We start from the raw sequence: 10,901 nt of genomic DNA, 5'->3' as shown, positions 1-10,901 counted from the left end.
GCCGAAAATACCAGTGCCACAGTAGATTCGACGATGGTGCTCACTTCGGCTTCGCAGGGGGAAGCCGAAGTGAGCACCGCCGAGAAACCGATCACCAGAACCGGCACCGTCACCTCGAACCGAGGCCGCTCGCTGGGCCTGCTGGTCGCGGCCGCGATCCTGCTCGTCGCTCTCGCCCTCAGCCTCACCGTCGGCACCCGCGATATCCCGCTCGCCGCGGTCTGGGACGCACTGTGGAACTACGACGGCTCGGCCGACCAGTTGGTCGTGCGGTCACTGCGCGTCCCACGGACCATGCTCGGCCTGCTGGTCGGTATGGCGCTCGGCGTCGCGGGCGCGCTCATCCAGGCCATGACCCGAAACCCCTTGGCGGACCCCGGCATTCTCGGGGTGAACGCCGGTGCCGCGTTCTTCGTCGCACTGGCCGTCGCGATCTTCGGCTTCACCAGCATCTGGCAGTACATGTGGTTCGCCTTCCTCGGCGCGGTGGTGGTGACGGTCGCGGTCTACCTGCTCGGTTCCCAGGGCCGCGGCGGCACCACACCCATCCGGATCACGCTCTCGGGCGTGGCGATCGGCGCCGTGCTCTACGGCATCACCAACGGGCTGATGCTGATCGACCCGAAAACCTTCGACCACCTGCGGTTCTGGTACGCGGGCTCGATCGCGGGCGCCGACCCGGGCGTCGTCTGGGCGATCAGCGGATTCGTGGTCGCCGGGCTGGTGCTCGCCTTCGCCGTCGCGCGCCCACTCAACTCCATCGCCCTCGGCGACGACCTCGCCCGCTCGCTCGGCGTCGACATCGCCAACACCCGCAGGCTCGGCATCATCGCCGTCACGCTGCTGTGCGGCGCGGCCACCGCGGCCGCCGGGCCGATCGGCTTCGTCGGCCTGATGGTGCCGCACGTGGCCCGCTGGCTGGTCGGCCCCGACCAGCGCTGGATCCTGCCCTACACCGTGCTCGGCGCGTCCACCCTGGTGCTGCTGTCGGACGTGCTCGGCCGAATCGTCCTGCGCCCCACGGAATTACAGGTCGGCATCGTCACCGCCTTCGTCGGCGCACCGGTGCTGATCATGCTGGTCCGCCGCCGGAAGGCCAGTGGCCTGTGAGGATCAGCAAGGACGCCTCGCGCGTCGACTTCGGCCGTGCCGTCGCCACCCTCCGGGTCACCGACCGCTTCTCCGCGCGAATCGGCCTGCGCGTCGTCGCGGTGGTGCTGGTGCTGATCGGGCTGGCCGGTGTCGTCGCGGTCATCTCCCTCGGCACCGGCGACTACACGATCTCCCCGCCCGACGTGCTCCGCGCCATCTTCGGCGAGGGCTCGCGCACCGACGAACTCGTCGTGAGCAAATGGCGGATGCCGCGCGTGCTGTTGGCGCTGATGTTCGGCGCCGCGCTCGGGGCCAGCGGCGCGATCTTCCAGTCGCTGACCCGCAATCCGCTGGGCAGCCCCGACATCATCGGCTTCAACACCGGCGCCTACACCGGCGCCCTGATCGTCATCCTGTTCCTCCAGGGCGGCTACTACGAGACGGCTGTCGGCGCGCTGGCGGGCGGCCTCGGCACCGCCCTGCTGGTCTATGTCCTCGCCTATCGCGACGGCGTGCAGGGCTTCCGGCTGATCATCGTCGGTATCGCGATCAGCGCCATGCTGCAATCGGTGAACGTGTGGCTGATCATCAAGACCGATCTGAACGCGGCGATGGCGGCCGCGGTCTGGGGCCAGGGCTCCCTGGCCGGACTCGGCTGGGATCAGGTGCTGCCGGTGACGATCGTGCTCGCGGTGCTGCTGCCGTGCGCGGTCCTGCTCGCCTACCGGATCCCGGTGCTCGACCTCGGCGACGACGCCGCCCGCGCGCTCGGCATCCGGGTGGAACCCACCCGCCTGGCCCTGGTGCTGGTGGGTGTCGCGCTCACCGCGCTGGCCACTGCCGCCGCCGGTCCGATCGCCTTCGTCGCCCTGGCCGCCCCGCAACTCGCGCGCAGGCTCACCCGCACCGCCTCGGTCGCGGTCCTGCCCGCCGCGGCGATGGGCGCGCTGCTGCTGGTCACCGCCGACTGGGTCGCCCAGCGCGCGTTCGCCCCGAACCAACTGCCGGTCGGGGTGGTCACGGTGTCGATCGGTGGCCTGTATTTCGTCTGGTTGCTGGCACGAGAGGTACGACGTTGACGAACCCGAGTTCGCGCTTGGCCGCGCACGAGATCACCGTCGGCTACGACAAACGGGTGATCAGCACGCAGCTGTCCGTGGCCATCCCCGACGACACCTTCACCGTGATCGTCGGACCCAACGCCTGCGGCAAATCGACACTGCTGCGCGCCCTTTCGCGCCTGTTGCGCCCGTCGGCGGGCACCGTGCTGCTCGACGGCAAGGCCATCTCGTCGTATCCGGCCAAACAGGTCGCCCGCAAGCTGGGCCTACTGCCGCAGACTTCCACTGCCCCGGAAGGCATTTCGGTGGCCGACCTGGTCGCGCGCGGCCGCTACCCGCATCAGAAGCTGATCCGACAGTGGTCGCGCGCCGACGAGGACGCGGTGATCACGGCGATGGCCGCCACCGGCGTCACCGAGCTGGCGCCGCGCCTGGTCGACGAACTCTCCGGCGGGCAGCGCCAGCGCGTGTGGGTGGCGATGGTCCTGGCCCAGGAGACCCCGCTGATGCTGCTCGACGAGCCGACCACCTTCCTCGACATCGCCCACCAGATCGAACTGCTCGAACTGTTCCGCGATCTCAACCGCGACCGCGGCCACACCCTGGTCGCGGTCCTGCACGACCTCAACCAGGCCTGCCGCTACGGCGACCACCTGATCGCCATGAAGGACGGCGTCGTGGTGGCCGAGGGGCACCCGGCGGACGTGATCACCGCCGAGCTGGTCGAGCACGTGTTCGGCCTGGCCTGCCGCATCATCGACGACCCGGAATCGGGCACCCCGCTGGTGATTCCGCGGGCACGCTCGCGCGAACGAAAGGAACTGCTGTGAACACCGAGGCAACCCCGCACCAGGACACCATCAACCTGGTCATGCACCCGATCGCCCCGCGCGTGCTCGAGGTGCTCCAAACCTACGCGCTCACCCCGCGCATGCAGCGAATCGTCCTGGGCGGCGACGACCTCGAGGACGACTTCCCGTTCGTGCCGATGGCCGCCGACAGTCACTTCAAACTGTTCTTCCCCGACGCGGCGACCGGCGAACTGGTCATGCCCGAGATCGGTCCGTTCGGTCTCGCCCCGCGCGCCGACGGCCGCCGACCGGAATTCCGCGACTACACGATCCGCGCCTACGATCCCGAAAAGCGCGCGGTGACCATCGATTTCGTCCTCCACACGCACGGTGTGGGCGGCAGCTGGGCGGCCGGTGCGCAGCTCGGCGACCGGATCGGCGTGATCGGACCGCGCGGCTCGCACATCTACCCGGTCGGCTACGACTGGTACCTGCTCGCCGCCGACGAGACCGCCCTGCCCGCACTGCACCGCTGGCTCGAGGAACTGCCCGCCGACAAGCAGGTGCGCGCGTTCGTGGAGGTCACCGACGCCACCGACGAACTCGAGCTGCCGGTCTCGGATCGCGTCCACGTGACGTATCTGCACCGGGGGAGTGCCGCACCCGGCACCACCACGCTGCTGGTCGAGGCCATCCGTGCGCTGGACCTGCCGCAGGGGCGCGTATTCGCTTGGGCGGCTGGGGAATCGACCTCGTTGCGGCCGATCCGGCGGGTTCTCGTCGATGAGCTGAAGCTGACCAAGGACCAGATGAAGGTCGACGGGTACTGGCGCGTGGGCACGGTCAACCTGGACCATCACGCCGAAGATGACGAATGAGTGCTAATAGCCTATCCGTGATTGCATGACGGAAGGTTGCCAATAGAGGCGTTCGTTAGTGTAGCCTAACCTCTGGTCGGCCGAGGCGTGTCCCGCGCCGGAACCCGTCGGTCCGTCGAACTATGCAGTGGGAGAAAGCGAATGCTTCGTACGCTCGTCAACGGCAAGATTCACCGCGCAACGGTCACCCAGGCCGATCTGCACTACGTCGGCTCCATCACCATCGACGCGGATCTGATGCGGGCGGCCGATCTCGTCGAGGGCGAGCAGGTCGCGGTCGTCGACATCACCAACGGCGCCCGGCTGGAAACCTACGCGATCACCGGACCCGCGGGCTCGGGCAAGATCTGTATCAACGGCGCCGCCGCGCACCTGGTAAACCCGGGTGACCTGGTGATCATCATGTCCTACGCTCAGCTCGAGCCCGCCGAGATCCTGGTGCACGAGCCCAAGGTCGTCCACGTCGACGCCGACAACCGGATCGTCGCGCTCGGCGCCGACCCCGCCGAACCGGTGCCCGGCGCCATCGACCAACTGTCGTCACGCTGAACTCCGAAAGATCAAGAGAGACTTGCCATGTCCGAGGACACCGTGACCACCCTCGACCGCGACGCCGTACTCGCCGACATCGCCGCCGCGCTCGGCGTCGAACCCGGTGAACTCACCGAGGACACGAACCTGTTCGACGCCGGTCTGGACTCGGTCCGGCTGATGCAGCTGGTCGAGAAGTGGCGCTCCGCCGGGGCCCCGCAGGCCGAATTCGTCACCCTGGCCGCCGAACCGGTGCTCGGGCTCTGGCTCGACGTGCTCGCTCCGTGAGCGCCGCCCCGCCGCGCAAGATCGCGATCGACCTCGAACCGCTGCGCACCAGCCGCGAGTTCCGCACCCTGTTCATCGCCCGCACGATCTCGGTGTTCGGCATCGGTTTCCTGGTGGTGGCCCTGCCGATCCAGGTCTACGGGCTCACCGGCTCCACCGCCACGGTCGCCACGATCTCCACCGTCATCGGCGTCTCCGCGCTGATCGGCACCCTGTTCGGCGGCACCGCGGCCGACCGCTACGACCGCCGCACGGTGATCGCGGGCGCCCGGGGCGCGGCGACCATCGGCTTCGCGCTGCTGGCGATCAATGCCATGCTGCCCGACCCGCACCTGTGGGCGATCTTCGTGTGCGCCGTCATCGACGGAGTAGCCGGCGGCATCTCGGCGACCGCCCTGATCGCCGCGACCCCCGGACTGATCCCGCGCGACAAACTCGCCGCGGCGGGCGCGCTGATGGCCCTGACCTCCAACCTCGGTTCGGTGGCCGCGCCCGCACTGGGCGGTGTCCTCATCGCCGCGCTCGACGTGACCGCCAACTACTGGCTGGCCGCCGCGGCCAGCCTGGTCACCACCGTGCTCATCGCCCGACTCGACCGCATGGTCCCCGACAGCACCCACGGCGAGTCGCCGCTGCGCGCGATCGTGTCCGGGTTCCGGTTCGCCTTCGGCCACCGGGTCGTCGGCGCGACCATGCTGGTCGGCTTCGTCACGATGCTGCTCTCGGGCTGGGGCGTGCTCGTGCCCGCCTACGTCGCCGAGGTGCTGCACGGCGGCGAACGCACCGTCGGCGTCCTGTTCGCCGCACCCGCCGTCGGCGCCCTGCTCGGCACCCTGACCTCCGGCTGGACCGGTTCGATGCGTCGCGGCGGCCAGGTGATCTTCGCCGCCACCCTCGTCTCGGCCGCCGCCTTCGTCGGCGCGGGTCTGCTCGCCTCCACCGCCGTGCTGTTCCTCGGCCTGGCCGCGCACGGCGTCGGTCGCGTCGTCAGTGACATCGCGAGATTCGCGGTGGTGCAGGGCAATACGCCCGACGAGTTCCGCGGCCGGGTCTCCGGCGTGTGGACCGCCCAGGTCACCGTCTCGGTCTCGGTCGGCGCGATCGTCGCGGGCGTGGTGGCCGGCCTGGTGCCCACCCGCCAGGTCTTCCTCGTCTACGGCGCCGCCGGCTGCGTGGTGACCCTTGTTCTCTGGTGCGCACTCACCGCTTTGCGCACGCTCGACAGCCACCCCGTCGTGGCAGATGAAAGGTAATTCGATGGCAATGCTGATGGACAGGCGCGGGTTCTTCGGACTCGCCGCAGGCGCGGTCGGCGCGGTCGCACTGGCCGGTTGCGCCGGCTCGGCGGAGACGGCGGTTGCCAGCACCCGCGCGGTCGAGGGCGCGACCGGACCGGTGCAGATCCCGGTGAACCCCGCGCGCGTGGTCTGCCTGGACCACTACACCCCCGGCGCCCTGCTCGACGTCGGCTACACGCCCGTCGCGATGGCCGAATACGACGAAACCCAGCTGCTGGCAACCCATCTCGACGCCTACCGCGCGATCCCCAAGGTCGGCCCGCGCAACGGCGCCAAACCCGAACTGGTCCTCACCCACACCCCCGACCTCATCCTGAGCACCGCGCTGTCGCACGCTCCCGACACCAACGCCGCCCGCTTCGCCGAGATCGCCCCCACCGTCTACTTCCCGGCCCGTCAGGCGGGCGAATGGAAACTGCACGCCCTGTCCGCCGCCGACACGGTCGGCAAACGCGCCGAAGGCGACGAGGTCAAGCGCCGCTACGACGAACGCGCCAACGACATCGCCACCCGCTACCAGGACGTCTTCGCCCGCACCCGCTGGAGCATGGTCATGGGCGGCCGCAACCCCGCCACCTGGTACCTGGCCCTGCCCGACTCCTGGAGCGGCGTCGTCCTCGCCGACGCGGGCGTCCAATTCTCCGACATCTCCCAGGGCACCGGCACCACCAAGGAGTTCTCGATCGAACTGATCGACACCCTCACCCCCTCCGACGTCATCCTCTACCAAGCCGACAACACCGGCGCCCCCCTCCCCACCACCAACCCCCTGCGCGCCACCGAAGCCTGGACCCGCCTCCCCGCCGTCCGCACCGGCCACGCCTACCCCCTCTCCTACTTCAATACCCTCCACTACGGCCAGGCCATGTCGGTCCTCGACCGCATCGAGGAGATCGCCAAAACCCTCTGACCCCGAAACGTGCGACCCCACCCTCATCGGGTCGCCGCCCCCGCCCCGGCATTCCCGAGAAATCGAATGGGTGCCGGGGCGGCCGTGTTTCACGATGTTCCCCGCCACCCTCACCAGCCCCGTCGGTAGCGTTGTCTCATGGCCACCGCGCATGATCCGCTCATGACGACCGGTGAGTTCGAGGAACTCGCCCGGGTCGCCGCGCGGGTGGCGGAGGGCGTTCCGCTGGAGTTTGTCGACGGAAAACTCGGGGCGCGGCAATCAGCGTTCGACCGCAAGTTTCGCCCCCTCGCGTAGTTGCTCGAAAGCTGGTTCGAAAACGGCGATCTGCGAACTGCCGATGCCGTTGGCAGTAGCGACACTTCGCCAATCCCGCGTCGCCGCGAACACCTCGGCGAGAATCGTGGCCGCCTGGACTGCCGACAGCCCGAATTCGGCGGCGCTGGTCATCAGTGCGTCGATTTCCTCGTCGGCCGCGCGTGCGCCGGCGATTCCGGTCACGCGTTCGCTGTGCGGGTCGGGGTTCGGGTTGACGTCGAACAGCGGTGCCAGCGTCCATCCGTTACGCACACGGAGGAACCCATGGTTTCGCAGGTGATCGTCGGTGTTGTGGATGGCGACAGAGAACGCGATCCGGCGCCATAGCGCGACCAGATCATCCTTCGGCTTCTGCCCGGCGAAGGACAGTGCGGCGGCGAGATCCAAGTAGTCGGCGATGTCGCCGTCGCTGTGTTCGGTGAGCGTCATCGCGCTGATGTATCCGACCCGTTGTCCGGTGGACGGGCGGCGATCGAAACGATCGAGTAGCAGTACCGTGCGTCCGTCGATCCGTGAGATGCGGTGTGGAGGAACTTCGATTCCGGCCCGCTCGGCAAGGTCGAGCGCGGTGCATTCCCATGCCATGACATCGACGGTGTCGTCGCGGTGCGGAAACTTGGCGATGAGCAGACGGTTGCCGTCGCGGACCGAGGCCTTGGGGCGAGCTCCGCCGAGCGTGCCTGTTCCTGCGGCCAAGAGCTCTTTGATGGCGGCGAGGTCGGAGGAGCGCGGCTGTGGCGCGAAGGTAACTCGATCGGCGGCGCGCAGGAGCCGGGGAAGTTCGACCAAGGGCGGAATCGAGGCATCCGAGTGGAGGAATTCCGGCCCGTCGACTTCACGAAAGCGCAATGCGCCCTGCCGGGTCGCGTCCGCGACGCCGACGAGCAGGTCGATATCGGTCACGGTGGCGGGTCGGCGTCCCTGTTCACGAGCCTGCGCCGCCAACCGTTTCGTGACCAGATTCTTCCCCCAGCGGTCGGGGGTGCAGTCCGAGAATGCCCCCGGAAGACCTCGAACGCTGAAACTCCCTGCGGTGAGCGGGATTCCCGGATCGAAGGCGTAGGCGCGGGGATTCGACAGGTAGCTCGGGAGATAGTGGATGGTTGTGCTGATCGTGGGCCCACGGCGGTTGAAGTGGGCGATGGCGGCATCGGTGGTGTCGCCGTCGAGGTCGACCGCGACGAGAAGCTTGTCCGGTGTCGTCACGGGCGCACTCGCTTCGGCAGGATCTGGTCGGCGCGGGCTCGCCCGAGATCGGATTCGTAGGGGTCGATGGCGTTGAGAGAATCGCGCAGAATGCCCAGGGCGTGCAGGACCGACAGGTAGGTCTCCATGGTCACGCCGAGCCCACCGTTCTCGACGCTCCGCAAGGTTGTGCGGGTGATGTTCGCGCGCTGAGCAACCTGCTCGGCTGTCAGTCCCTGGAGTTTCCGCCAGTTCGCCAGGTACTCCCCGAGCTGCTTCGCGCTCCTCGTGACGACGGGGGATGTGGGGCGCTTCATGGTTACTATGGTAATCGTTAAGTGAGATAATGGGTACTACGGTGATCATAATTCCGTCGAATGCCCGCGTCCGATGTCGGTAGCGTTGTCTCATGACCACCGCGCATGATCCGCTCATGACGACCGGCGAGTTCGAGGAACTCGCCTACCTCTGCTGACCTGTGAATAAGAGGTTAAGTATAGTTAGTTTAACTATACTTAACGCGGATCGGCGGTGTCGCCTGTCCCGGGTGCGGTCGATGCTCGAAGTCTGGTGACCTGACGTGGCTCAGGTCGAAGGCTGTTCCCATGCAGTTCGCCGAACGCCTCGCGTGCTCGTGCGAGTCCTTCCGTCGCGACCGGTCCGAATTTTCGATCCCGGGAGTCGAGTAGCTCTCGCCGTGTGGCACGTTGAGCTTGCTGGTCCGTGTGGTTGGCCATCTGTCGACTCCATGACTGACATTGACTGGATCGGCCTCATGACGTAGTGTCATCTGTGACATCTGTTGATGGGTGAGTGGGCACGAAGGAGGGTGTCGGGTGGCTGTTGTGACTCATCGCGTGGATGCTGCCCAGGTGTCTGCGGCGGAGCTGGCGAAGGTCGAGAGGCTGGTGGGCGAGCTCGCGCCGTCCGAGCTTCGCGAGCTGTTGGAGGCGCTCGTCCGCAATGTTCACGCGGGTTCCGACGTCGCCATGTCCGGGACCGACGCTGTGTGGACGCCCACGCAGGTCGCGCAGCGGCTCGGTATGAGCCGTACGCACTTGTACAAGTTGCTCGATTCCGGGGCCCTGCCGTCGTTTCGGGTCGGCCGCGATCGCCGGATCAACCTGGAGGATGTCATCGAGTTCGAGCGTGAACGTCAGCGTGACCGCCGGGAACTCGCCGAGCGTTTCGCGCACATCGACCGCACCCGTGCCGCGGCCATCGACGAGCTTGCCGACGAGGTGTGATCCCATCGAACCGGCGAGTAGGCCCACGATGAGTGGAAACGTGTGCCGTCGCCTGCGAGCATCGTCGCGTGGCCCCATATAGTCGTGCTCGCCCCACAATCCGTGTGCTCACCGAGGACCTCGTTGCGGATTGGGCGGAGCCGCGCGTGATACGAGCCGTTACCGACCAGCGGTGGAGCGACCTGCATCCGTTCAATGAGCTACCGCACTCGTTGCTGCGCAAAGCCGCCGAACTCTACGGATCCGATCCGGCGAATGACCCGTCGCCGCGCTTGATCGCCTGCTCGGGCGATCTGAGGTTGCAGGAGCTGCGGAACGGGCAGTGGCGTGCGGGACTGTGGACAGACCCCGATACTGGGGTGCGGTGGGTCTGCGCGGCCGGGCTCGCGAAGGGCGGACACAAAGACGGCGCGGACTTCTATCAATGGCTCGGTGCGATCATCGACCGCGCCGGTGGTGCGCGGCTGCTGCCGACGGAACTCGACCGGAGGCTTTTCAGGGTCGAGAAGTCGGCTTGGTTGACAACCCAGTGGGAACTGCGGATGCAGCAGGACGTTGCCGATGTACTGAGCGCAACCAATTCGGGCGGAAGCTTTCGACTGTGCCTCCCTCATCCGGTGCGTGCCGAATCCATGGGTGCGGCTGTGTTCACAGTCGCAATGGTCGACGGATGCGAGGAGCTGGTGGTCGAGTTCGACCTGGCTCACGAATTCGCGACCAGCGACCTCGGATGGCTTCTGACAGTGCGCGTCTTGGTGTCGCTGTCGCCTCCGGTACAGGGCTGGGATCGTTACGGTTCGTCGTATTCGACCATCGCTGAGCCGGGCTACTGCCGGGAGCAGGCTGACCGTCTCCGTGTCGCGTCGGCGCGCGATGAACTCCTGCCACAAGTGCTCGGTGCCGTCAGCCATCGCGTGCACACCGGGCATCTCGCGGCAGCGACTATCGAAGGAAAGGCTTCGCGTGCGCTCTGCGGTGTGTTCTTCGTGCCGATGCAGGATCACGAGGGACTCGAAGAATGCGCGGAATGCGCAGCCGCGCTGGCGAATCTTCCGACCACAGTGGCGTGACACGTTTCCGAGGAGATGCGTGGACGGTGCTCACAGGTCCCACTCCGCCTCGAACTCGTCGATTTCCGCCTGGGTCAAGGTGGGGACGGCGGTGTCGGACGGGGTTAGGCCGGTGGGGTCGGTGGTGGTGAGGTCGGTGGCCAGGTGGGTGAGGGTTTGTAGCCAGGTGGTGGTGAGGGTTGTGAGGGTGGGGGTGGGGATGAGGGTGGGGGAATAGGTCCATTCGGCGTGG

Annotated in this window: 14 protein-coding genes; 11 read left to right on the top strand and 3 right to left on the bottom strand. The window is 67.6% G+C overall.

What is annotated here, in order from left to right:
• The first annotated feature begins 33 nt into the window (after nt 1–33).
• From ACFP3H_RS22115 to ACFP3H_RS22075, 9 genes are all read left to right on the top strand, one after another.
• Nucleotides 34–1,110: a FecCD family ABC transporter permease gene (locus ACFP3H_RS22115; protein WP_378608891.1), complete on the top strand. Its 1,077-nt coding sequence runs from the start codon at nt 34–36 to the stop codon at nt 1,108–1,110.
• Nucleotides 1,107–2,171, top strand: coding sequence for a FecCD family ABC transporter permease (locus tag ACFP3H_RS22110; RefSeq protein ID WP_378608890.1), 1,065 nt, complete (start codon nt 1,107–1,109; stop codon nt 2,169–2,171). Before ACFP3H_RS22115 ends, ACFP3H_RS22110 begins: the two co-directional genes overlap by 4 nt.
• Nucleotides 2,168–2,983 carry an ABC transporter ATP-binding protein gene (locus tag ACFP3H_RS22105; protein WP_378608889.1) on the top strand — a complete coding sequence of 272 codons (816 nt, stop codon included), beginning with the start codon at nt 2,168–2,170 and terminating at the stop codon, nt 2,981–2,983. Before ACFP3H_RS22110 ends, ACFP3H_RS22105 begins: the two co-directional genes overlap by 4 nt.
• Nucleotides 2,980–3,822: a siderophore-interacting protein gene (locus ACFP3H_RS22100; protein WP_378608887.1), complete on the top strand. Its 843-nt coding sequence runs from the start codon at nt 2,980–2,982 to the stop codon at nt 3,820–3,822. The genes ACFP3H_RS22105 and ACFP3H_RS22100 overlap by 4 nt, the downstream gene beginning before the upstream one ends.
• A 141-nt stretch (nt 3,823–3,963) precedes the next feature.
• The gene (panD, locus tag ACFP3H_RS22095) at nt 3,964–4,371 is read left to right on the top strand and encodes an aspartate 1-decarboxylase (protein ID WP_378608886.1); all 408 of its coding nucleotides are present in this window, start codon (nt 3,964–3,966) and stop codon (nt 4,369–4,371) included.
• A 27-nt stretch (nt 4,372–4,398) separates the two neighbouring features.
• Nucleotides 4,399–4,641, top strand: coding sequence for a phosphopantetheine-binding protein (locus ACFP3H_RS22090; protein ID WP_378608884.1), 243 nt, complete (start codon nt 4,399–4,401; stop codon nt 4,639–4,641).
• Entirely contained in the window at nt 4,638–5,894 is a 1,257-nt protein-coding gene (gene entS, locus ACFP3H_RS22085) for an enterobactin transporter EntS (protein ID WP_378608882.1), read from the top strand. The genes ACFP3H_RS22090 and entS overlap by 4 nt, the downstream gene beginning before the upstream one ends.
• A gap of 4 nt (nt 5,895–5,898) precedes the next feature.
• Complete coding sequence (locus tag ACFP3H_RS22080; RefSeq protein WP_378608881.1) at nt 5,899–6,849, top strand: ABC transporter substrate-binding protein; 951 nt, start codon at nt 5,899–5,901, stop codon at nt 6,847–6,849.
• A gap of 138 nt (nt 6,850–6,987) precedes the next feature.
• Nucleotides 6,988–7,146 (top strand): hypothetical protein, encoded by a 159-nt coding sequence (locus ACFP3H_RS22075; protein ID WP_378608880.1) that lies wholly within the window; start codon nt 6,988–6,990, stop codon nt 7,144–7,146.
• Here the strand turns inward: ACFP3H_RS22075 and ACFP3H_RS22070 are convergent.
• Together ACFP3H_RS22070 and ACFP3H_RS22065 are read right to left on the bottom strand one after the other, a co-directional pair.
• Nucleotides 7,111–8,070: a type II toxin-antitoxin system HipA family toxin gene (locus ACFP3H_RS22070; RefSeq protein WP_378608878.1), complete on the bottom strand. Its 960-nt coding sequence runs from the start codon at nt 8,068–8,070 to the stop codon at nt 7,111–7,113. The two genes, ACFP3H_RS22075 and ACFP3H_RS22070, sit on opposite strands and share 36 nt — an antisense overlap.
• A 299-nt stretch (nt 8,071–8,369) precedes the next feature.
• Nucleotides 8,370–8,669 (bottom strand): helix-turn-helix domain-containing protein, encoded by a 300-nt coding sequence (locus tag ACFP3H_RS22065; protein WP_378608877.1) that lies wholly within the window; start codon nt 8,667–8,669, stop codon nt 8,370–8,372.
• A 519-nt stretch (nt 8,670–9,188) separates the two neighbouring features.
• Between ACFP3H_RS22065 and ACFP3H_RS22060 the strand changes: the two genes are divergently transcribed.
• Together ACFP3H_RS22060 and ACFP3H_RS22055 are read left to right on the top strand one after the other, a co-directional pair.
• Nucleotides 9,189–9,599 (top strand): helix-turn-helix domain-containing protein, encoded by a 411-nt coding sequence (locus ACFP3H_RS22060; RefSeq protein WP_378608876.1) that lies wholly within the window; start codon nt 9,189–9,191, stop codon nt 9,597–9,599.
• 104 nt (nt 9,600–9,703) lie between these two features.
• The gene (locus ACFP3H_RS22055) at nt 9,704–10,669 is read left to right on the top strand and encodes a DUF3039 domain-containing protein (protein WP_378608875.1); all 966 of its coding nucleotides are present in this window, start codon (nt 9,704–9,706) and stop codon (nt 10,667–10,669) included.
• Between the two features lie 30 nt (nt 10,670–10,699).
• Here ACFP3H_RS22055 and ACFP3H_RS22050 read toward each other — a convergent pair.
• Nucleotides 10,700–10,901: hypothetical protein (locus ACFP3H_RS22050; RefSeq protein ID WP_378608874.1), on the bottom strand; the 202-nt coding region annotated here is incomplete at its 5' end.

Source organism: Nocardia lasii, from assembly GCF_042658545.1.
GTDB classification, from domain to species: domain Bacteria; phylum Actinomycetota; class Actinomycetes; order Mycobacteriales; family Mycobacteriaceae; genus Nocardia; species Nocardia lasii.
This window is presented reverse-complemented; position numbering and strand designations above follow the sequence as displayed.

Coding starts and splice junctions, on each gene's coding strand:
- ACFP3H_RS22115 (WP_378608891.1), top strand. CDS start 34: ATGGTGCTCACTTCGGCTTCGCAGGGGGAAGCCGAAGTGAGCACCGCC.
- panD (WP_378608886.1), top strand. CDS start 3,964: ATGCTTCGTACGCTCGTCAACGGCAAGATTCACCGCGCAACGGTCACC.
- ACFP3H_RS22090 (WP_378608884.1), top strand. CDS start 4,399: ATGTCCGAGGACACCGTGACCACCCTCGACCGCGACGCCGTACTCGCC.
- ACFP3H_RS22080 (WP_378608881.1), top strand. CDS start 5,899: ATGGCAATGCTGATGGACAGGCGCGGGTTCTTCGGACTCGCCGCAGGC.
- ACFP3H_RS22075 (WP_378608880.1), top strand. CDS start 6,988: ATGGCCACCGCGCATGATCCGCTCATGACGACCGGTGAGTTCGAGGAA.
- ACFP3H_RS22065 (WP_378608877.1), bottom strand. CDS start 8,669: ATGAAGCGCCCCACATCCCCCGTCGTCACGAGGAGCGCGAAGCAGCTC.